Raw genomic sequence first — 23,603 nt, 5'->3', positions numbered from 1 at the left:
ATGAAGTTTACACTCAAAAATAAAGACAAAGCCAGTGCAGCGAGAACAGGCATCATCAGCACTGCTCATGGCGATATCAAGACACCCATATTTATGCCTGTAGGTACGCAGGGAACTGTCAAAGGTGTACACCAGCATGAATTGTCAGAATCTGTTCAGGCACAAATAATACTTGGCAATACATATCATCTATATCTCAGGCCCGGGACTGAAATCCTGCAAAGAGCCGGAGGATTGCACCGGTTTATCCATTGGGACAAGCCTATACTGACAGATTCAGGTGGTTATCAGGTATATTCTCTCAAAGGCATGCGCAAAATCACAGAAGAAGGTGTCAAATTCCAATCTCATATAGATGGCTCTAAACACTTTTTTAGTCCTGAGTCAGTCATGGATATCCAAAGGATAATAGGAGCTGATATTGTCATGGCATTTGACGAGTGTACACCATATCCATGCGAATATAAATATGCCGGGAACTCCATGCATATGACCCACAGATGGCTTAAGAGATGTATAGACAGGATGAAGACTACCGATCCTGTATATGGATATGAACAGACATTTTCACCGATCGTTCAAGGCAGTACTTACCCTGATCTCAGGAAAGAATCTGCAGAATTTATATCTGCACAGGACCAGAATATGAACGCAATAGGTGGTCTTTCTGTAGGAGAACCTCATGAAGATATGTATGCTATGACTGAATTGGTCTGTGGGATATTACCAGCAGATAAGCCAAGGTATCTTATGGGCGTAGGACTTCCTGAAAATATACTGGAGAGTATAGCATTGGGTATCGACATGTTTGATTGTGTACTTCCGTCACGCAACGCCCGACACGGACTACTATACACCAAAAATGGTTTGATAAACATTAAAAATGCCAAATGGCAGGATGATTTCAGTCCAATAGATGAAGATAGTCCGGCACCTACCAGCAGGCATCACTCAAAAGCATATCTGAGACATCTGTTTAAGGTAGAAGAATTGCTGGCAGGACAGATTGCTACTTTGCACAACCTTAGCTTTTTTCTGTGGTTAGTATCAGAGAGCCGACGAAAAATCGAAGAAGGAACGTTTTATAACTGGAAAACAGAAATGGTAAAATCTGTAAGTCAAAGATTGTAAGCTATTATGAAGATTCTGGATTGGTATATTATCAAAAAATATTTAAGCACATTTTTTTTTACGATGATGCTTATCACGATGATTGCCGTATCTATCAATTACTTTGAGTGGATTGATAAATTTGTGAATTCCGGACTGAGTTTTCCCGAAATATTTGTACAGTACTATATCTACTTTATACCCTATATCAACGGACTGTTATGGCCTTTGTTTGCATTGCTGGCAGTAATATTTTTTACATCCAGAATGGCAAAAAACTCTGAAATAATCAGTATGCTCAGTTCGAAAGTGAGCTACTCAAGAATTATGAGACCCTATCTTGTAGGAGCAGCAATCATCAGTGGTTTACTGTGGATAGGCAATAACTATGTGATACCCAAAAGCAATGTACACAAAAATGCTTTTGAAGTCAAGTATATCAAACCATCGCTCCAATCCACACTCAATCACAATATCCATTTCTGGATTTCCAAGGATGAAAAAGTGTATATCAGAAGTTATTCGAGTTATGATAGTTCGGGCAGGGTTTTCCGGCTTGAAAAATTTAAGGACAATCAATTGGTGTATACTCTGAAGGCCAACCGATTAGTTTTCATTGGTCAACCCAATAAATGGAAACTCGAAGGATGGGAAGAAAGAAAATTTGAAGATAAATATGAAACTCTCGTAGCCAAACCCAACGAACATATAGACACATCTTTCAATTTTATACCTGAAGACTTTACACGCTATACCAATCAGATGGAACTGATGACCTCCGGGGAACTACGCAGGTTTTTACAATATGAACAAGACAAAGGACTTGATTCAGGAAAAAAATATAGTATTGAGTTGTATCGGAGGAGTGCAGAACCTTTTACTTTGTTTATTTTAACATTAATAGGAGTTGCAGTAGCATCAAGAAAAGTCCGAGGAGGTATGGGCTTTCATATCGCTGCAGGTGTCATCATGGGCGCTACATATGTGATCCTTTCAAAATTCAGTACTACATTTTCCACCAACCTGACGCTTCACCCTGCCTTGGGTGTCTGGATTCCCAATATTATTTTTTCGATAGTAGCCTTGTACCTGGTCAAGACGGCACAGAAATAAAATCACTTTTTGATCAACATATTAAAAATACTTAATGTATAGGATCGAAGTTACAAACTTCGACCATCTGAGATAAATTAGGGTCACAACTGTTGGAATTTGGCTTTTCTTACCCCTGCCCCTAAAAAGGAATTCATTGCTTTTATTAGGAGAATTTGGGCGGGTCGTCCCTTAAGGGAATGAGGGTAGCGGGCAGTTTAAACAATTTTAGTGCAAAAATGGGATTCACCCAATAAAATCACTTTTTGATCAACATATTAAAAATACTTAATGTATAGGATCGAAGCTACAAACTTCGACCATCTGAGATAAATTTGGGTCACAACTGTTGGGTTAACCCAACAGTTTCCAATCAATCGGAAAGTCCGTATAGTTTGACAAAGTTTATAGAATTAAATGGTAACTCCAATAAGGGTAGACCAGCCTTTCAATAAGATGTATCGGTTGGTGCGTCCCTATAGTGAATGAGCCTGCCTGCCTATGTAGTCGGGCAGTGGTAGCGAGGCATTTAATTCCTGCAAGGTTAAACTTATAAGTCTTTTTACTTTTTTCTAACATAAAAAGAAAAGCCACCTTCTGATCTGATCTTTAGGATATTCTGGTATTTTTCCAGTTCTGTGTTGTTTGACTTAGATACAAAATAGACATCTTTATCAATATCTCCCTTGACCAGCCATTCAATATCCGCATTTTTGGGATGAATTTGGGGTTTGGTCTTGGCATAAAAATATTGTGCATAGCTCTTAAATCCTATCGGCATCACATAGACATCCTGACCTGCCAGTGTTTTGTAAAAGTTGATGGCCGGTCCCTGACTAAGTCTCTCAACGGCAGGCAAAACCATAAAATTTGTAAGCATTAATGTCAATCCAACGGAAATCGATACTATCCACAATGCCCTGAAAAGTTTTTTCTGCATGATGTACCATATTGAAGTCAAAATTCCAGTGGCAAATATGATTCCGATGATGGGTTCGTAACCATTCAATGTTACAGGCATGAGCAGAGAGTTGATGACCACCTGGTCTGATATATAAGGTAATATGATGGATGGATTTATTATAATATATGGTATCAATATAAAAATCAAAGACCAAAAAACACCCAGTAAAATATATAGTATAAAAATGTACTTTTTTATTTTTTCCTGATTTGTGATCAATTTTTGAAAATATATCGCGGCCAAAAATGTCAGTGGCAAATATGTCATGGAGGAGTAGTGAACAATTTTTGTGGTACTCATACTAAAGATAATCATCACCACCCAAAACAAGGAAACCATCCAGGAAGTAAACAAAGATCCGGTTTTCGGTGCGAATTTTAATAGCTGTGGCAGTGCAAAAACGGAAGCCGGAAAGCAACCAAAAAATACTACCACAAAATGATAATAAAATGGCTGCCCATGTGATGCTACCGGTTCTGTAAATAACTCTATCTGGTATTGGATGAATTTGGAAAGGATCTCGCAACCGTGAAAATATAACTCTGCTCCTATCCAAATAGAAACTACAGATAAAAATCCAAACAGAAAAATAGATATTGGGTACCAGACAAAAGATTGGAAAAACAGACGTTTTATTGTGTTCACTCCACTTCTGAAATTAAATTTTGAGCTGTGCGAGTCATCAAAGAATAAGAGTATCATCGAAACAAGACCGATCGTACTTAAGAGCAACAATAAACCTACAGGACCTTTGGTCAGAAAACTTAGCCCGCAAAACAAACCGGCCAAAAAACTATCCTTCAGTGATTTCCCTTCAGAATCGAAAACCCTGTAAACAAAAAAGACAGACAGGAAGATAAAGTAATTGAAAACAGGATCAATTATGCCTGATTTAAAGTAGATGTGAGGAAGGAAAGATCCAAACATCAATAGCATCCATATCCTGTTCAAATTGGTACCCGGCATGATTTTTTTGCCGATGGCATATATTGTCATCAGGTAGATGACACCAAAAACGGCATTGGGAAACCTTGCGGCAAACTCATTGATACCAAAAATTTCATAGAGATAGCCTGCATCCAGAAAAACAGAGGTGGTTTTTCCCAGAATGGTTGATAGTTGATCTGAACAGAAAGATAGTTGCCGGTATGGATCATTTCTCTAGCTGACTCCGCAAAATTGATCTCATCCCAATCAAATAAATGTACATGTCCTAATCCCGCAAAAAAGAATACGGACATACCCAAAATCATCAATATATGCCAATATCTGCTCACAATGTCGGGCTTTCCCATGTGTTTTATCAGGCTTTTATGGATTTAAATTTAGACTGAACGAGCCTCCACCAAAGATATACCAATCCTATCATTAAGGCGATTATTCCTGACTTCCACAACAGAGTATACAAGGTGTTTTCTTCAGCAATCATATCTGCAGCCATCGTTACAGAGCTTCCCTGATATCTTACCAATGGATTTAAATATAAATTTTGTCCATGATTTTTTGCAATGACTCTGATGTAGGTATCATCAGGGGTGAAGGTATAAGTTGCCGTGTCAGTTGCTACGGTTTTCTGCCGGATCGCCCCATTTTGTCCTACAAAAAGTATGCTATCGGCCGGTTTGTCAAAAGTCCATTTGAATGTGTTTTCATTTATCTTTTCACATGACAAAAAGTTATTTTCTGCACGGGTATTAAAAGATTCAAGTCCATAGTTTTTTCCTTCCTTCATAGCATTCAGTACAGCATCCTTACTGTCACTAAATATGATGTTCCACCTTTGAAAGATTTCAGGGTCTTTCAAATCATGCACATCATCATCGGCAAGGATCCAGGATAATTTTCCTGTAGATAATGCTGCATCCCAATGTTCTTCTGAAGTCCTGTAATGATTCAGTACCTCAGTAAAATGGTATCCGGTGATCTGTTTCATGTGGTCAAACGATCTGCCACCACCAAACTTAGGATGAGCAATGGCTACCATCTCAGCATTTTCTCTCAACGTCTGGATCATACTTTGCTGATGAGATGATGATTGCCATAAGGGGAAATCCCAAAAACTTACTTTCTTAGCGTTGATGGCCAGGTAGTGGGCTTTTTTGATATTATATCCGTGTTCATATACCGGCACATTGATATTAGTTTTTGTGCCATTATAATGACTTATCTTATGATAGTTGGACAAACAGGCAAGATCATATCCTTTGTTGATATATGCTTCAATAAAGGCTTCATCTGAGTCGGTGCCATGAGTGATACCTCTCCATGCTCTGCTATGGCCATGAAAATTGGCTTTGTATGCGGTCGATGGAAGATTTTCATATGGATTATGGATTTTATCACCTGAGAAGGGTTTTGATTCGGTAAAGTTGTAAATAGATGTACCCCAATACAAAAAGAGTATCAGCATCAATATTCCAACTATGAACGTAGCAAGAATCTTTAGTATCCATGTAAAACACTGTATCAACCTAAAAATCATTCTTTATTTTGTATTAAGAAAAAAAACGGAGTTGTTTTAAGAGAAATACCATTGGTAATTTATAGAATTATACTAGCATTTCAAATAGCATAGGATTGTTGTTAAGGTGCTCAAAATTGATGTTGTGTGCGACCAACCTGTCCACCAATGGTTGAAAATCTTCTTTCCTTTTAAATTCCAGGCCGACTAAAGCCGGGCCACTGTCACGATTTGTTTTTTTGGTATATTCAAAATGAGCAATATCATCATCGGGACCTAAGAGGATAAAAAATCATTGAGTGCTCCTGATCTTTGCGGAAATCGAACGATAAAGTAATGTTTTCTGCCTTCCCATAGGAGTGCACGCTCACGTATTTCCTCAGTCCGCGTGATATCATTGTTGCCACCACAGACTATGATCATCACGTTTTTTCCGATGATCTGATCTTTGATATAATCCAATGCTGCAAAACTAATGGCTCCGGCGGGCTCCACCACTATGGCTTCGTCATTGTACAAGTACAGGATGGATGAACATATTTTGCCTTCCGGAACAAGTACCAATTCGTCGACGACCTCCTTACAAATCTCAAAGGTTTTGTCTCCCACCATCTGTACTGCAATACCATCAGCAAAAGAATCAATCTTATCTAGATGAACCACATGTCCGACTTTGATTGCTTCTGCCAGTGCAGGTGCTCCTTCTGCCTCGACAGCTATGATTCTTGTACCGGGGCTCTTCTGACGGAAGTATGATCCCGCACCGGATATCAAACCTCCACCACCCACTGCCACCAGGAGAAAATCCAGTGGTACATCAATTTCATCCAGTATCTCTTTGGCTAAAGTACCCTGGCCGGCCATCACATCTTCATCGTTGAAAGGGTGGATGTACGGGATATCTTCATCATCAGAAAACCTGAGTGCCACTTTATTGGCTACATCAAATGTATCTCCCACGAGCCTGATTTCGACCCACTCACCACCAAAATGTTTGACTTTGGTGATTTTCTGGTTGGGTGTCGTCGTCGGCATGTATATGATACCATGTGTTTTTAATGCAGAGCAGGCAAACGCTACTCCCTGTGCATGATTGCCCGCACTGGCACATGTCACACCCTTAGCGAGGGTAGCAGGATTCATCATTTTCATTTTGTTGTAAGCGCCTCTTATCTTAAATGAACGGACGACCTGCATATCTTCCCTTTTAAGGAAAATGTTGCACTGATATTTTTTGGATAGATTGTAATTTCTCATCAAAGGAGTGCGAATCACCACTTCTTTGATGTTGTCATATGCTTGATCTATCCTGGATGCTGGTATCATATCATTGGTGAATGATCTTTGGATATGGACATACCAATAGGTCCGTCTCCGAAAATCAGACGCAAATATACCAGTATTTTAGCTTGTATTTGATTTTGTGAGTGCATAATACTTTTCTTTAAACTGAAGAATAACTCAAAAAGTCATCTGAGTTTTAAAAATATTTCAACATACGAGGTAAATCATTGTTTTAATAAATGACAGCTTAACAACCAACACCATGACATATATAAAACATAAAAGATACAGGACCAGGAAAGATATCGTCCTGTCCTTTTACAAAAAGTTTAAGGTCGTACTGTGGTTTATGTTGATTGCATTGGTCATATTAGCTTGGATGTACCGGGTGTCTTTGACAGATTATCTCAAAACCTATTTTTATTGACGGAGTTTCAATTGTCCTGGCAGAAGCATAAAGTATGTTTAAAATTTTTCTTAGTTGTAAATCAAAAGATTATGGTTCTGGCGATAAAATAATTAACGAATTTAGCTCGCCTGACTTTTATAATATAGGCGGGCAGGTGAATTAAATGAGGCACTTAATTTGTAGTCAGGTTTTTAATATCTTGATTTTAAGCCAATAAAAATTTAAACAAACTCTTAGGATCAAGTATTCCCACATACATTGAATTCCTTTGAGTTATCACTTAACTTTATACTTTTTAAGAATAGGAATATTTTTAAAACATAAACTTTCATTATATTTGTAGTTGTTTAAATAAGACTGGAATGAAAAATATTTTACTCTTTATCATCTTCAATTGGATTTTGTTTCCTTTTTCAGGAGAGTGTCAGGGTTTGGTTTCAAATATCAATAAATCGACCGAAGCAAGTCTTCCACACACCTTTCGTGCCGGAACCAATCATTTTGTTTTTTCAGCAATCAGTGAAGAGTTTGGGAGAGAACTATTTGTCAGTGATGGTAATGAAGCAAATACCAAAATGTTAGGAGATGTTACAAATGGCCCGGAAAGTTCTTTCTTTTGGGATGTCGGCGTAATAGATAGTTCATGTTATTTCCTGACAAGTACTGGCGGAGATAAACTACATTTGTGGTATTCAAATTTGCAAAGCCCAAGTCCCGTATTGCTTAAAACATTTGATGTAAAAGGTATAGCGAGCGGGCAGCATGGAAAATTTACAAAAGTGGGAAATAGTGTTTATTTTATCACTCGAAATGTTAATTTTAATATGGAAATCTGGAAAACAGACGGCACAGTAGAAGGTACTATAAAAACCGGGGAACTACCGTCAAATACTTTTCCTGAAAGATTATTTGCATTCAATAATGACTTATATTTTTCTGTCCGTTCTTCACAGAACATCTTTCAATTATGGAAGTTAAACACCAATCTTAATTTTATTCAAATTATTACCCCGAATGTAAGAATATCAGACTTCGCAGTGTATAATAATAAAATATTTTTCAGTGCTGATAATGGAAGTAATGGATGGGAAATATGGGAATCTGATGGAACACCCGAAGGTACCAGACAATTTTTAGATATCTTACCAGGAAGCGCCAGTAGTTTTCCATCTGGTTTTACTGTGGTAAATAATTTTCTTTTCTTCACTGCAAATGATACAAGCAATGGGAGAGAACTTTGGAAAACTAATGGTACCGTATCCGGAACACAAATAATTAAGGATATAAGGCAAGGCGTTTCTGGTTCAGATCCATTTAATTTCACATCTTTTAAAAATGAACTCTATTTCACGGCTAATAATGGTGAAGTTGGAAGAGAGTTGTGGAAGAGTGATGGTACTAATCAAGGCACAAAATTGGTAAAGGATATTTTTTCCGGCTTAGGAAGTAGTTATATTAATAATACTATGATATCCATAAATAATGACAAATATTTTTTCTTTGTGGCCAATGATAGCTTAAGAGGTGCTGAATTATGGCGAACTGATGGTACAACAGAAGGAACAACTATAGTAAAAGATATTTTTCAAGGAGTAAATTCATCCAGTATATCTGAATTAATAAACTTTAAAAACGAAATATTTTTCAATGCCAATGATGGGATAAATGGTAGTGAACTTTGGAAATCAGATGGGACTGAACAAGGCACAAAAATTCTTTTAAAATTAAATACCCGGAATGCAAGTTCATATCCAAACATGTTTAGAGTTGTAAATGACGTCTTATTTTTTTCAGCAAGAACAGAAGGAGAAGGTTATGAGCTTTGGAAAACAGATGGGACTGATAAGGGTACTGTGATGGTAAAGGACATCAATCCAGGACTACCGAGTTCGAATGTTTTGTTACCAACCATGTTTAAGAATCAATTGTTTTTTACAGCCGAAAATAGGATCAACCCTCCGAGAGAAATTTTTAAGTCTGACGGTACTAAAGATGGAACACACATTTTAAAATTTTTTTCAAATAGTGGGAGTTCTACAGAGGGTATGGCAGTCCTCAAAGAAAAACTCATTTTTAATGCATTTACTGTATCGCATGGTGAGGAGCTTTAGATTACAGATGGAACAGAAGTTGGAACTATTCTGTTGAAAGATATTAATCCAAATGGACAATCACTTCCTTTCATCCCCAATTCATCTATAGTAAATGATAGTTTACTGTTTTTTTCAGCTAGCGATGGTATCAATGGTGTAGAACTTTGGAAAACCAATGGAACAACTGAAGGTACCAATATGGTAGCAAACATCAGAATCAACGACCAAAATCCTAATGAATTTAATTTCCACATTTCAAACATGACAGCGATAGGAAATAAGTTGTATTTTTCTGCTGATAATAACATTAACGGTTCCGAACTGTGGGTATCAGATGGATCTCAAGGAGGTACAAAATTGGTTAAAGACATTTATCCGGGGCCAATATCTAGCTTTCCGGGTTCTTTTGTAGTTTTTAACAATAAACTATATTTTACTGCCCAAAATGATAACAATGGAAGAGAACTGTTTGTATCTGACGGCACCACTTCTGGAACAACAATAGTAAAAGACATATTCCCATTTGGTAGTACTTCACCAAATAATCTCATAATTCACAAAAATGAATTGTTTTTTGTAGTTAATGATGACGGAACTGACGCAGGAGCACTATATAAAACAGATGGTACCAGTGCAGGAACTGTAAAAATTGCAGGTTCAAGTATTATCAACAATTTTAAGTTTCCTCAAAATTTCTTTTCATGGGGCAATTATTTATATTTCTCATTAAATGATGGAGTACATGGAACAGAGCTTTGGAGAACAGATGGTACAAATTCCGGAACCAAAATGGTCTTTGACTTATTTACAGGCGCGGGATCAAGTAGCCCGGGTAATTTTACAATATTTAAAAATGATCTTTATTTTTCTGCAACTGATGCAAAATATGGTGGAGAATTATGGCGTTTAACAGAAAACCCTTCTACCAGCTTTAATGAAAACCTCATTTCAGATATCATAGTATTTCCCAATCCGGCTCATCAGATTCTGAACATTAAAGTTCCTCATTCTAGTATCGATTATGAAGTGAGATTGATAGATATTAATGGACTTACTTTATTACAGATTCCATCATTTATAAGTGAGAATGCTACTTTAGATGTGAGCAATTTGCAAGGCGGCTTTTATTTTCTGAGTCTTATTGATAAAACCGGTAAGTCCGTTTTTACGAAAAGAGTTGTTATTATTAGATAAGAGTTTGATTATCATATTTGTTTTCGCAGCAGGCTCACACTCAGAATTTTATATTTTGATGGTTTACTGATCTATTCACTCGAGGGAAAAGGTTGCTACATTGTATTAGGTAAGGTGGTTTACGACTTCGGCTTCCCGAGTCTCAAGGTGAGCAAGATGGAGAAGCTGCCGTTTATTAAGGATGGGAGGTATTAATGGAGAGATGTTATTGATATATATCTTTTCGATGGCCTATGCGACGAATATCAATAATCTTGATATCGTTTTCAAGGTGATACAAAACTCTATAGTTTCCGTGACGTATACGCCATAAGGATTCACTGGTAGCTTTAATTTTTACGCACCCTTTAAGGAAAAGGGTCATTTGTAAGGCGTTCAATTTTATCTAAAATTTTAAGTTGATCTTTTTGTGGAACAGATTTCAAATCTTTTACTACTCCTTCACTGAAGACAATCTCATAATGTACTATCCAGTACAAGTTTTTTCACATCATTAAATGCTACTTTCTTATCGTTTTTACGGGAATGAGCTATTATTATATCTAAAAAATCTGGCCAAAGGTCACCATATTTTTCAAGATCAATTTGTACAAATTTCTTATCTTCATTCTCGTCGGTTATATAAACTATACCTTCTAACATATTTTTATGTTTTGAAATTTATAACAAAATAAAGTATAGCTTAGTTCAGATTGACAAGCCGCAAATGAGCACGAAACAGCCGTTTGTTAAGGGGCAGAGTTGATCGGCTTCACCATGTGCAGCCTTCTTGATCTATCGCAGACGAAATTTCGTGGTGATATCACCGCCACACAGATGAAAGACCACCTCGGCAAAACGGTCCGTATGGTCGGATACTACGTATGTCGCAAATATGTAACCACTTCTAAAGGTGACCTCATGAATTTCGGTACGATGACCGACGTCAATGGCCACTTTTTTGATACGGTTCACTTTCCGCCGAGTCTAAAGGCATATCCATTCAAGGGTAAAGGTTACTACATCGTTCTCGGTAAGGTCGTCGATGATTTTGGCTTCACGAGCTGGGAAGTGAACAAGATAGAAAAGTTGCTGTGGGTGAAAGATGGGAGGTATTGAGGGGAATTACATCATTAGTGAATTAAAAGGAAAGCCAATTATGAAACAAGTATATACCAGGAGTATTTTTTGGCGCACATATCTATAATAAGAAATATAATTAGACTACAATAGTGAGAATAATGGAAACTAGATGCGTATGAAATAAAGTGAAGCACTACAAAAAAAGCTAAACTTTCCTTTAAATTTTCCGTAGCATCCAATTGTATTAAAGGAAGTAATAAATAGAGATAATTTTATGGATAATTTGTAATATAATCAATAAATTAACTAATTTTACATTCGAGTTTTATTATATAAATAATGAATTTTTACAATAGATATTTTAAATCCAAAATAATTACTTCTGTTTTACCATTAATATTATTTCTAATTTATTGTATACAGTTAAGTTATCAAAAGGAACTCAATAACTGGATATTTCCAAACTACAAGTTGAATTTCAATAATCCTGATGTTGCAATCACCATAAAAGATTACAAAACTTATTTCAGAGGATCTTCATCAATGAGTAATAAAGATGGTCAACTATTGTTTTATGTTAATGGTGCTCATGCCTGGAATAAAAATGGTGAATATCTTACAAATGGCAAAAACTTAGTTGATACAACTGACGTTCCATTTACTTCCAAAGCAATAATTCTCCAAAATAACGAATTTGATACACTTTATAATGTATTTATAACTAATCCTTATAATGGACAATCCAATTCCGGTTTATATTTTGGAAAAATTTCTATGTCTAAAAACGGAATAGATGGCGAAGTAATAGAGCCATTTATAAAAATAGAAAATAATACTACTCAGCAAATTTGTGCCATCCATCCCCAATGTACAGACTATGACTGGCTTGCAATTGTAAGCAATGTGGAGAAGCAAATAAAAATATATAAAGTGGGTTTAAATGGCGTAAATTTAAATGCTGTAATGCAAATAAATAATACTAATGCTATCAGTTCTTCATTCTTTGGGCAGATGAAATTTTCGCCGGATGGTACAAAGTTGGCATATTGTAATTATTCTGGAGGAGTGTTCTTATATGATTTTAATATCGAATCAGGAAGTTTGTCAAATCAAATCTATATTCCGGATGAGAGTATAATTCAGAATGGTTATATAGCTTTAGAATTTTCACCAAACAGTAGATTTTTATATACCTTTGGATTAACGAATCTTCCTCATAGCATATATCAATATGATTTAAGGAATTACAATTCTTCTTCAATAATTTCATCTAAGACTATTATCGGATTTGCAGAACAATTTGGTCATCGTGAGATGATGCTGGCCCCAAATGGTAAAATATATTTTTCATTTGGAGGAGGTTTTGGTCATAGAGTCCTTAGTGTTATCAACAACCCAAATATAAAAGGAATTGACTGCGACTACTCACATTTGAGTTTTGAGACTGGTGCTGAGCAAAATATATTTTTGCCAATATCTGTCACCAACGAGAGCAGAGAGGTTGATTTTGAAAAGATTGATTTATGTGGTAATGGCCATTTAAAATTTCAAACAACTTTATTCTCCAGATATGATTCTTTAAAATGGAAAATTAATGGAGTTTTTTACTCAGATAAAAAAGAGTTCGATTATCATTTAAATCATAGTGACTCAATTACAGTAAAATTGACCACATTTTTGTGTAATTCTATACAATCAGTTGAAAAGAAATACAATGTAATAGCAAAGCCAATCATTTCTGATACTATACATGTTTCAATCTGCGAAGATGAGCTATATGAAGGGTATTCAATCCCGGGAATTTATTTAGATACATTTAAAACAAACTTAAACTGTGACAGTACCAGAATTATTAAACTTGTGGTTCATCCTAAAGAAGAACAAATCTTAAATCTCAAGTTATGCAATGGTCAAACATTTGAAAAATATAAATCATCAGGAATATATGTAGATACAATTCAAACTAAAAACGGATGTATACAAAAGCGATTTATAAATTTAACTATTTTACCATTAAATTTATATAAAGACAGTGTTGAAATTTGTAAAGGAGAAAAATATTTAGGGTATAATGTTACGGGTACATATCAAAATATTTATAAAGATAGTAACGGGTGTGATAGTACCTATATAATTTATTTAAACGTCAACGATGTTTATTCACTTAGAATTTCTGACACTATTTGCAATGGAGATTCAGTAATTTTTTACAATAAAGTTTTATTTGACACTGGCATTTATTCGTACATTAAGCCAAATTTTAATGATTGTGACAGTATAATTGAATTGTCTTTATCTGTATTAGAAGATCATTTTCTTGGTGAAGATATTACATTAACTTCGAATCAGATATTTATTAAGAGCAAATATGATGCTACTTCCTGGTTCGACAATACAATTGGACCAGAAATAAAAATAGACAAGCCTGGTGTCTATTGGGCCTCCTTCACTATTGATAATTGCACAATTTATGATACAATTATTGTCTATCGTGAGAACAAAATATTTTTTCCAAACATTATAAAACTGAGCTCTCAGCAAAACAGCTCATTTGCTCCTACTTTTAACTTTGATGTAAACTTATTAGAATTTTATCAAATAATGATCTTCGATAGATATGGTAATAGGGTTTTTTATTCTACTGATTCACTTATACCATGGAATGGCTATTTCAATAACAGATCCGTAGAAATGGGAGTCTACACATCCTTGATAAGATACAAAGTTAAAAATGAAAATATAAAAATAATTAAAGGAGATATTACAGTCGTGAAATAAAGATTAATCCTTCAGCTGGAAAACAAAAACAACTGCTCAAGTTATCAGCGGCAATAATTCTTTTTTTATACTGAAATAGTTTTACGGTATCTCAAAAAATTGTTCTTGCATATATTTTAAGTCCGTTTCTTCTTGATCCATTTTTACAATTGTATTGAGATTTATGTTAAAAAGATGTGATTGGCACTGGCATATATTCTTCATCTTTAATAATTCTTACAGTCTCGATAATAAATAAAATTTCTGCCAAAAATTTGATCAAACTAAAATATTGGTAAACCCATTTTCATATATGCAATATTATCATTTGCTTCCTTAGTTTTAGGATCTTTTTAGTTTTCGGTACGATGACCGACGTCGATGGCCACTTCTTTGACACCGTACACTTCCCGCCGAGCCTCAAAGCCTACGCATTTCAGGGTAAAGGTTGCTACATCGTACTAGGCAAGGTAGTCGATGACTTAGGCTTCGTGAGTCTCGAAGTGAGCAAGATGGAGAAGTTGCCATTTGTTACGCACTAGTGAAATTGATGCAACTGCGAATGGGAGATACTGACAAGTCTCCGTACCACTCTACATTACTTCTTTTTCTCCAATTTCTCCAATATCATACAGTCATGATTCCAGATTTTCATTTGACGGAGATAATGGTCTTGTGTTTTAGTGATGAGCAATGTGTGTGGTGAGCCCTTTTTTATGGTTTGGGTTTTGAGATCAGCATTGGAGTTTCTGATTGTATACTCCATATCGTCTCTTTCCTTTTGTACTTTCCTATACTCAAATACCTGTGTAGTCGGAGACTGCATGAATGGTTCTAATATGGCCCAGTTATTTTTAAATCTAGTATCCTGAGGAATGGGTCTTGTCCAGTCCTTGGGAGGTTCGGGTTTGTTGTTTATTCTGATGCTATATCGTGTGATGGTTTCGTTCAGTATTTTTAGGATAAGAGGCATGATAGTTTTTATATCCAACATTGTCTTTGCCCAAACTTCTTCCAGATACTCGTAACTTTCACATCGGGTCAGCAAACCAAACATTGATGATATCCAAATTTCAGTTTGTGGCCAAGTGTTTTCCAACTCTGCGAGTTTTGTTAGCGTTTTTGCATCAATCGGAAATTCATTAACTCTTAGTTCTGCCATCATTTTGAAGTAATAGGATGGAAGAAGTGCCATTTGAATGCCTACAAATTCATCAAATCGGCGTTTTTCAGAAAATTCGTGTAGTATAGCTATTAGTTGTTTTACACGTTTTTGATTCCATAATTTAATATGGTTGTTAAATAGCTCATTGATGGATTCGACACCGTAATGTTGCCCTAATTCAAGCCATTTTTCAGCTTTTATTTTGAATAAATATCGCTCTAATAAATTATAACCCAAATCCTCTAATTGCGCTTTGTCATTTTCTAAAATCAACCAATCGATGACTGGATCGAAATCAAATTTATCCTTATCTTGTTCCTGCCCACTTAAGATTTGTACCAAATATCTGGCCATCTCCAATTCTTTACTGTCCAACTTATCTCTATTGGTATTGTAATAATCCAACCAGTTGATTCTAATGCTATCTGATGCACCCAAAAGAATCCTTTTATGTTGTGCTTCTGTCCAAACTGCTACCGCTCCATAGTGATACCAATAGGTGATATCAGGCCCATAATTGCCCATATAGCCCGAGTTTTCCACTTCATATGGCTCATCATTGTCCATATCGAATGAAGCTATGATGTGATCATCATCCAGATGAAAATCTCCCAGCTCAGGATAGTTTTCTTCTGCCCATTTTTCTATACTGATACTTTCATCAAATATCTCATCTATGATTTCACAATCATCATCATACTCTAAAGGCGAACCTTCTTTAGTGGCAGTAACCAAACAAAGATTAGCATTTAGTCCTACTTCTTTTGCCGCTTGCAACAATGCGATCGCTTTTGCCCGGTCATTTAATTTGAGTTGTTCCTGTATAAAATTTTCCGGTGTATATTGATGGTTTAAAAGTACAACCATCGGGCGATAGGAATCAGAAATTTGTGACTCTGCTTATGTCAAACAAGCTTTCAAACATTCTACGTGTTTTTTATATGATTGGATAGCAATCACTTTGCCTGATGATTTTTGAATCAAATTATACACCAAAACAACTCTGAATCCTTCCAGAAGTGGTTTTACTTCGTGATCACAGTCTGCATAAAAGGCACCAAATACAATCTTACCTTGACTGGAATAGTGGGAGAAATCAATGGACTTTTCTACTCCTTCAAATCTCACCAATAATTCTGCTCCTTTGTGAGTGGAAGGTAAAGCAACTATCAAGGTTCCGAACATACCTTTTTCTTTTTCGCTATCCTTATGGGTAAGGAAAAAATCACCTTTTTCATAAATCAGAAGCTTGTATATCTGAGCTTCGACAGTATAGTCTTCTATACCCAAGTTATTTTGGACATTTTTGAGGATACTGTCCATTAATTTGGGCCAATCCTTCCCTTCAAATTTTAATTGCGAAGCATCGATTTCCCAAGCACTACGAACATTTGGATCCAATATCGTGTCATGACCTTTGCCATAAGGAGCTTTGTGTGCCACATTGATGAGTGCACGTGCCTGGAGTTCATTGATAGGATATGCCAACTCACCTAAACCAAGAATGCTTAATTGAGGAAATACAAAATTTTTAACCCCATCAGTACAAAATGTTCCGCCACCCTTAATCTCATTGAGGCAATTTATAATCGAAGATTTCAGATTTTTATCAATCATTTTGAAGGGTTTTATTTGTTACTTTTTATTCCAATCACAACCAAATTATTGGCTTGTTGGTTCAAAAGAGATGTAATAATGGCTGACATACTTTACTGCACTTATAATTATTGGAAATTACAATAAGGTGAATATTTCCCCAGTTGCAGGGTCAATATCCAATGATTGAACCCTGCCTCGCCAATCACAACAAAAAAAAAGGCTTTTTTAGAGTATGTTTAAAATTTTTCTTAGTTGTAAATCAAGAGATTATGGTTCTGGCAATAAAATAATCAACGCATTGCGCAAGTCCACACTCCAGTTTTGTGGTATCAATCCGGTGAAAGTTTCGACACTATATGTTAAAAAAGATGCAAGCAAGCTAGAAGTTGAAAATAAAATTCGACTAATATATCAAGCTGGCTTGGATCGAAAATAGAAACTGCTAAAATCGGGTCTGACTAAAAAACTGATCCATCGTAACGATACTATCTATCTGAGCAAGGCTATGCTCATTGGTTTCTACTCCATATGTAGTGATGAGGGTATTGAGCAGAAGTTTGCGTGTTTTGGATAACTCCTTGAAGTTAGCTCTACGAAGTCTGAGCTTATCGGCGGTCTGCCTATCTATTGTCACTTCTTTGTTATAAAATTTCATCTCACAGATATTCATCACATTGTCTGCCCGATCGATGATCATATCAATCTGAAAGCCAACTGATTCTTTGTTCTTTTTGTGGTAGTAAGAGACATTTTCAGTGTACATTCCTGATATACCAAGTGCTGATTTGATGGCATCCATATGACGAAAACAAATATTCTCAAATGCATAGCCTTGCCAAACCGTAAAATGTGGCATATTTGCAAACTTGAGCCATGCATCTCCCGAGACTTTTTTATGTCCTTCGATAAAGTTGAAATAAAACAGGGTGTATTCATCTACTAGTTTGTAAATGATCTCTTTTGATTTTTTGTCTAAGGAAGAAAGCCTAAGCACAAACGAGCAAGCGACTAACTCATTGAGTACTTTCGATAAGCCACCACCATCACTCAAACCTGTCAGCCTTACTATTTCCTGACGAGTCAGCCCCTTATGCTTTGAAGCTAATGCTTTGACTACACTAATGTGATTTTCAGCATGTTTAAACAGTGCTTTATACAAAAAATCAAACTCATTTTTGAGCAATCCTTTGTTTTCAAAGCATAATCGATTGATAGCTTGTGTGGCAGATTCTCCACGTTTCACTTCCCTTAGATAATAGGGAATACCACCCATGACCATATAAAGCTGTACCAAGTGATAATGATCCAAAGTTATATTATTTTTGGTGAGAAACAATTTAGTTTCATACAAAGAAAATGGCTTGATCTCTATGCGTTTGGTCACCCTATTGTGTAAGCCTCCTGTATCTTTTTCAAAACTATCTATCAAATAAGATGTAGCAGATCCAGCAACTACAACAATAATATTTTGTTTTGAAGCCCAATTATTCCACCAATAGGTAAACTCGTTCAGGAAATTTGATTTGTGTGTATCAATCCATGGGAACTCATCAAAGAAGATGACACGTTTCTTTTTTGACTTCCTCAAACCAGAGATAGATTTGCTCAATAAATTGAGTGATTCGGCCCAATTTTTAATATTAATTTCAAGTACATTTTTATCAAAATATTTTTCGATTTGTTGTCCAAATTTTTCAATTTGATTTTCGACTTCTGCATCTTTTGTGCCTGTGAAATGAAAGGCCATACCTTCACTAAAAGCATGCTCAATAAAAAAAGTTTTGCCAACCCTTCTTCGGCCTATAACTAACAGTAATTCAGACTTTTGAGACTCATAAATATCGTCAACTATGGATAATTCTCCATCTCTACCTATCATGTCATTCATATAAATACTTGTTAAAATATCATGCTGCAAAGATACAATATTCACACCAACTATACAAATATTACTCGCTGAATCTATAATTTATCAACCACATTCAGCGACTAATAAAATACTTATTACTCGCTGAATCTATATATTTACAAGTACATTCAGCGACTATTATTATACTTATTATTCGCTGAATCTATGTATTACCAACCACTTTCAGCGACTAATATATCTTTGATATAAGTGTAAATCGATATCAGATTCAGTCTTTTTCGTTATTTACAAACGCTTTTGATGGCAATCATTTACAATTCACAGGCCTTTTTCGACGGTTCATAGAAAAGCGTACTCAAGACCAATATCGAACTCTTACCTTTGACCTAAATTAAAATATTTATTATGAGATCATCATTTATCATCCTATTTTTTACATTCTTTCAACTACTCTCAGCTCAAAATTCTACCATAAAAGGTACTGTCAAAGACCGCGTTACTGAAATCTCACTCATTGGGGCAGCAGTGGAGGTCTTAGAAAATAATGTTACGACTCAAGGTTCAGTCACAGACGAAAATGGGAAGTTTACAATTGATAACTTAGCACCTGGCAGGTATAACCTCAGGGTTAGTTATATCGGTTATGAAACCGTAACCATTCCAAATATTCTTGTTACTTCTGGTAAAGAGATGATAATGGAAGTCACAATGGAAGAAAGCATCAATGCTCTGGATGAAGTTGTGATATCCGCTAAAACAGATAAGGACAAACCCATCAACGAAATGGCAAATATCAGTGCGCGGACATTCTCGCTCGAAGAAGTAACTCGATACAGCGGTGGCAGAAATGATGCCAGTAGATTGGTATCCAATTTTGCAGGTGTAGCTACAGCGAATGATTCGCGAAATGATATAGTAGTACGTGGTAATAGCCCAGCGGGCATTCTCTGGAGACTCGAAGGTGTACCGATACCTAATCCAAATCACTTTTCTACCTTAGGTACTACAGGCGGTCCAGTCAGTGCACTTAATACCAATTTACTCAAAAATTCCGATTTCCTGACTTCTGCTTTTCCCGCAGAATATGGCAATGCAGTCTCTGGTGTTTTTGATGTAGGTTTCAGGTCAGGAAACAAGGACAAAAGAGAGTATACTTTCCAATTGGCGGCATTTAGTGGACTAGAAGCTATGGTCGAAGGTCCTTTAGGCAAATCAGGTAATAAATCTTACTTAGTTAGCTATAGGTATAGTTTTGTTCAACTAGCTGATGCATTTGGTCTGAAATTTGGAACCAACGCGACGCCAAAATACCAGGACCTCACTTTCAATATTGATTTAGGAAATTCAAAATGGGGTAATTTTCGTATATTTGGCATCGGTGGACTGAGTGATGTCAACTTTATAGGTAAAGAGCTGGAAGATGAAGACTTTTTTGCAGCAAAGGATGCAGACTCGAGAGCTCAATCTCAATTTGCAGTTGCAGGAATCAAACACACCTACAATGTAAATGACAAACATTTCATCAGGTCAACAATTTCATTTTCAAAATCTAAAAACAGCTTTGATGAAAAGCGTTTTACTGATACAACATATCAGGAAAGTTATACCTACACTGATGTAAATGATGACATGAATCGTATCAATCTTCACACATTACTCAATAGTAAATACACTGCAAAACTCAGTAGTCGTATAGGATTGACCATTGACAATCGCTCACTCATCTCTACAGTAGATAGTCGTGACAACAATCCTGATTTGGATAAAGATGGCCGTCCTGATTTACTCCCGTCCAGAGATATTGACGGTCGTATCATGACCATAGAGCCTTATGCATCGTTTAAATATAAATCGAGTGAAAAATCAACCTGGATAGCAGGACTTCATGGTCAGATACAGACTTTCAAGACTAAGGCAGCTATCGAGCCAAGAATAGGTTACACGTATGCTATCACAGATAAAACATCATTCAATGCTGGATACGGCTGACATTCTCAAATTCAACCATTGCCAGTATTCTTCTTATTGACACCAAATAATAACGGTCAGTTTTTAGCTTCAAATGAGGATCTGGGATTTACTAGATCTCACCATTTTGTCACAGGAATCGACTACAAACCAGCCAATGATTGGAGAGTGAAATTGGAAACTTACTATCAGCATCTATTTAATGTTCCTATTGAAAAATCACCTTCTTCTTTTTCTATTCTGAATGCCGGGGCTGATTTTGTTTTTCCTACTATTGGAAACCTTACCAATGACGGAACAGGGCGCAATTATGGTTTTGAATGGACAGTAGAGAAATTTTTTAGCAAATCATATTATGGATTATTTACAGGTTCAGTCTTTCAGAGTAAGTACAAAGGAAGTGATGGTATAGAAAGAAATACAGCCTTCAATAATGAATATGTTTTCAATGTATTGGGCGGTAAAGAGTGGAAAGCTGGTAAAAAGATGGTGTTGACCACTGATTTTAAATGTACCTTTGCGGGCGGTAGATTTATCACACCTGTAAATCTCGAAGCGTCTAGAAAACTTGGTTTTGAAATCCTGGAAAACGATAAGGCATTCAGCAATAAATTGACTAATTATTTTAGATTAGACGCGAAGATCGGTGTCCGTATGAATGGCAAAAAGGTAAGCCAACAGTTCTTTTTGGATTTCCAAAATGTAACAAACCAGCAAAATATATTTTCGAAGAGATACAATAGAGTGAACAATAAAGTAGATACCTTGTACCAGATAGGATTCTTTCCTGATATACTGTGGAGGGTTCAGTTTTAAATACTTGGAGATGGGAGAACGGAACAAGGAGAATGGAGAACGGAACAAGGAGAATGGAGAACGGAACAAGGAGAATGGAGAACGGAACAAGGAGAATGGAGAACGGAACAAGGAGAATGGAACAAGGAGATGGGAGAAAGGGAGAAAGGAAGAAAGGAACAAGGAGATGGGAACAAGGAGATGGGAGAATGGATCGCTTCAGTGACTTTTTATGATGATTTTTAAGTAAAATTCTTAGAAAAACAAATATGACCACATTACCAGCTTTAATTTTAATAATCATATTTACATTTCTCTCAGGTCTGCACATTTATTGGGCTTTCGGAGGAAGATGGGCAAGCGATGGAGTTTTTCCGACTAAGGAAGACAAAACTGAATTTCCTATGCCAGGTATTATCCCGACCTTGATAGTAGCCTTTGGCTTATTATTTTTTGCTTTTATAGCATCCCTGAAAATATTTCATTTCCGATTACCATTTTTCCATGAAATCATCAGTAAATATGGATTATGGGCAATAGCAGGTATCTTTCTTGTACGTGCCATTGGCGAGTTTAATTATGTTGGCTTGTTCAAAAAAGTAAGGCATACGACCTTTGGCATCAAAGACACAAAAATTTACACTCCACTATGTTTGGTCATAGGTATATCAGCGTTAATCTTAGCACTTAGTAACTAAAATTATGTTAAAGTCACGTAAAGACATAATTGGTTTTGATGATAGATGGATACTGCTGTTCGGTGTACCAGTGACGGCTTTATTGATCAATACTTTACTTTTTGGTCATTTGCTAAAAGATGGTCAATTTGTGGTATTTAGTGAGTGTTTCCCTGTTTCCGTTTATTTTACCACCATTTTTTGGTTAGTATTTAGGGGAGCTTACTATTTATTGGTGAGAAAATATCCCGGATTTGAAGACATCCGCAAGCGTCAGATGATTTCCGTTATTTGTATTTTCATAGGATATTTCATCATTGATTTTGTAGGAATGTTGATACTAAGTTTTGTTTTTCAATATAAATTGGAAGATGAACTGACTCCCAATCCCGCTATCAAAATCATAACGAGTATTGTTTTTACATTTTTAATTTTTGTAGTATATGAAAGTTTTTTCTTAGCACAGCTTTTAGGTAAAAGTATGGTAGAAAAACAAAAACTCGTGGCTGAAAATATTCAAACTAAACTGTCGAGTCTTCAAAGTCAGATCAACCCACATTTTTTATTCAATAGTTTGAATACTTTATCGTCATTGATCCAAGAAGACCCAAATAGAGCTGATAAATTTGTCACTAAACTATCCAAAGTATATCGTCACATCCTTGAACAAAAAGAAGGAGGTTTGGTCACCATTGAGAGTGAATTGGCTTATTTACGAGCCTATATTCACTTACTCAAAGAAAGATTTGGAGATACGCTTGTATACGAAGAACAGATAGACCCAGGTCTGATACATAAATACATATTGCCATTTAGCCTGCAGATTACATTTGAAAATTGTGTCAAACATAACATGACTACAAAAGAAAATCCATTGCATGTGAAATTGTATTCGGACCCATCCACTCATTATCTTTGCATTGAAAACAACATCAGTCCGATTGTCGATAAAGATGAATCAACGTCTGTAGGGCTGGAAAATATACGCAATAGGTATGCTTTCTTTACAGATGCCGAAGTTATAATATGTAATGATGGAAGCATCTTTCAAGTGTGCTTGCCAGTTTTGGATTACAATAACCATAATGGTCAAACATCATGAC

The 23,603-nt window shown here is 35.9% G+C and carries 18 protein-coding genes and 2 pseudogenes; 11 read left to right on the top strand and 9 right to left on the bottom strand.

The features are described 5' to 3' along the window. Window positions 1–1,131, top strand: a complete 1,131-nt coding sequence (gene tgt / locus IPK35_00815; protein ID MBK8051838.1) for a tRNA guanosine(34) transglycosylase Tgt — start codon at window positions 1–3, stop codon at window positions 1,129–1,131. A 6-nt stretch (window positions 1,132–1,137) separates the two neighbouring features. After that, window positions 1,138–2,223: an LptF/LptG family permease gene (locus IPK35_00810; GenBank protein MBK8051837.1), complete on the top strand. Its 1,086-nt coding sequence runs from the start codon at window positions 1,138–1,140 to the stop codon at window positions 2,221–2,223. A 541-nt stretch (window positions 2,224–2,764) separates the two neighbouring features. Here the strand turns inward: IPK35_00810 and IPK35_00805 are convergent. The 4 genes and pseudogenes from IPK35_00805 to ilvA form a co-directional block, all read right to left on the bottom strand. After that, window positions 2,765–4,276, bottom strand: coding sequence for a glycosyltransferase family 39 protein (locus IPK35_00805; protein ID MBK8051836.1), 1,512 nt, complete (start codon window positions 4,274–4,276; stop codon window positions 2,765–2,767). Next, window positions 4,162–4,461, bottom strand: coding sequence for a hypothetical protein (locus tag IPK35_00800; GenBank protein ID MBK8051835.1), 300 nt, complete (start codon window positions 4,459–4,461; stop codon window positions 4,162–4,164). Before IPK35_00800 ends, IPK35_00805 begins: the two co-directional genes overlap by 115 nt. 8 nt (window positions 4,462–4,469) lie before the next feature. Beyond that, the gene (locus IPK35_00795; protein MBK8051834.1) at window positions 4,470–5,648 is read right to left on the bottom strand and encodes a hypothetical protein; all 1,179 of its coding nucleotides are present in this window, start codon (window positions 5,646–5,648) and stop codon (window positions 4,470–4,472) included. A gap of 67 nt (window positions 5,649–5,715) precedes the next feature. Then, window positions 5,716–6,953: pseudogene (ilvA, locus tag IPK35_00790) on the bottom strand (threonine ammonia-lyase IlvA). A gap of 220 nt (window positions 6,954–7,173) precedes the next feature. Here ilvA and IPK35_00785 point away from each other — a divergent pair. The 3 genes from IPK35_00785 (at window position 7,174) to IPK35_00775 (ending at window position 10,607) form a co-directional block, all read left to right on the top strand. After that, window positions 7,174–7,338 carry a hypothetical protein gene (locus tag IPK35_00785; protein MBK8051833.1) on the top strand — a complete coding sequence of 55 codons (165 nt, stop codon included), beginning with the start codon at window positions 7,174–7,176 and terminating at the stop codon, window positions 7,336–7,338. Window positions 7,339–7,682: 344 nt separating this feature from the next. Beyond that, window positions 7,683–9,431 carry a hypothetical protein gene (locus tag IPK35_00780; GenBank protein MBK8051832.1) on the top strand — a complete coding sequence of 583 codons (1,749 nt, stop codon included), beginning with the start codon at window positions 7,683–7,685 and terminating at the stop codon, window positions 9,429–9,431. 33 nt (window positions 9,432–9,464) lie between these two features. Then, on the top strand, window positions 9,465–10,607 hold the full coding sequence (locus IPK35_00775) for a T9SS type A sorting domain-containing protein (GenBank protein MBK8051831.1): 1,143 nt from the start codon (window positions 9,465–9,467) through the stop codon (window positions 10,605–10,607). A 205-nt stretch (window positions 10,608–10,812) separates the two neighbouring features. Here IPK35_00775 and IPK35_00770 read toward each other — a convergent pair whose 3' ends face one another. Both IPK35_00770 and IPK35_00765 read right to left on the bottom strand, forming a co-directional pair. After that, on the bottom strand, window positions 10,813–10,971 hold the full coding sequence (locus tag IPK35_00770) for a type II toxin-antitoxin system RelE/ParE family toxin (protein MBK8051830.1): 159 nt from the start codon (window positions 10,969–10,971) through the stop codon (window positions 10,813–10,815). 92 nt (window positions 10,972–11,063) lie between these two features. Further along, window positions 11,064–11,249 (bottom strand): hypothetical protein, encoded by a 186-nt coding sequence (locus IPK35_00765; GenBank protein ID MBK8051829.1) that lies wholly within the window; start codon window positions 11,247–11,249, stop codon window positions 11,064–11,066. Window positions 11,250–11,453: 204 nt separating this feature from the next. Between IPK35_00765 and IPK35_00760 the strand changes: the two genes are divergently transcribed. Next, complete coding sequence (locus tag IPK35_00760; protein MBK8051828.1) at window positions 11,454–11,705, top strand: hypothetical protein; 252 nt, start codon at window positions 11,454–11,456, stop codon at window positions 11,703–11,705. Between the two features lie 435 nt (window positions 11,706–12,140). Then, window positions 12,141–14,447: a gliding motility-associated C-terminal domain-containing protein gene (locus IPK35_00755; GenBank protein ID MBK8051827.1), complete on the top strand. Its 2,307-nt coding sequence runs from the start codon at window positions 12,141–12,143 to the stop codon at window positions 14,445–14,447. A 577-nt stretch (window positions 14,448–15,024) separates the two neighbouring features. Here the strand turns inward: IPK35_00755 and IPK35_00750 are convergent. From IPK35_00750 to IPK35_00740, 3 genes are all read right to left on the bottom strand, one after another. Then, a complete protein-coding gene (locus IPK35_00750) occupies window positions 15,025–16,458 on the bottom strand; it encodes a hypothetical protein (protein MBK8051826.1) in 1,434 nt (477 codons plus the stop codon). 33 nt (window positions 16,459–16,491) lie between these two features. Then, window positions 16,492–17,208: a hypothetical protein gene (locus tag IPK35_00745; protein MBK8051825.1), complete on the bottom strand. Its 717-nt coding sequence runs from the start codon at window positions 17,206–17,208 to the stop codon at window positions 16,492–16,494. Window positions 17,209–17,632: 424 nt separating this feature from the next. Beyond that, on the bottom strand, window positions 17,633–19,078 hold the full coding sequence (locus IPK35_00740) for an ATP-binding protein (protein ID MBK8051824.1): 1,446 nt from the start codon (window positions 19,076–19,078) through the stop codon (window positions 17,633–17,635). 387 nt (window positions 19,079–19,465) lie between these two features. Here IPK35_00740 and IPK35_00735 point away from each other — a divergent pair. The 4 genes and pseudogenes from IPK35_00735 (at window position 19,466) to IPK35_00720 (ending at window position 23,602) form a co-directional block, all read left to right on the top strand. Further along, window positions 19,466–21,844 (top strand): annotated as a pseudogene (locus IPK35_00735) (TonB-dependent receptor). 10 nt (window positions 21,845–21,854) lie between these two features. Continuing rightward, the gene (locus IPK35_00730; GenBank protein MBK8051823.1) at window positions 21,855–22,049 is read left to right on the top strand and encodes a hypothetical protein; all 195 of its coding nucleotides are present in this window, start codon (window positions 21,855–21,857) and stop codon (window positions 22,047–22,049) included. Window positions 22,050–22,092: 43 nt separating this feature from the next. After that, complete coding sequence (locus tag IPK35_00725) at window positions 22,093–22,521, top strand: DUF3995 domain-containing protein (GenBank protein ID MBK8051822.1); 429 nt, start codon at window positions 22,093–22,095, stop codon at window positions 22,519–22,521. A 4-nt stretch (window positions 22,522–22,525) separates the two neighbouring features. Beyond that, entirely contained in the window at window positions 22,526–23,602 is a 1,077-nt protein-coding gene (locus IPK35_00720; protein MBK8051821.1) for a sensor histidine kinase, read from the top strand. Window position 23,603 lies beyond the last annotated feature (1 nt).

The organism is Saprospiraceae bacterium (genome assembly GCA_016713025.1).
GTDB lineage: Bacteria > Bacteroidota > Bacteroidia > Chitinophagales > Saprospiraceae > OLB9.
Note: the sequence above shows the minus strand (reverse complement) of the source record. Positions and strands in the feature narration are given on the sequence as shown.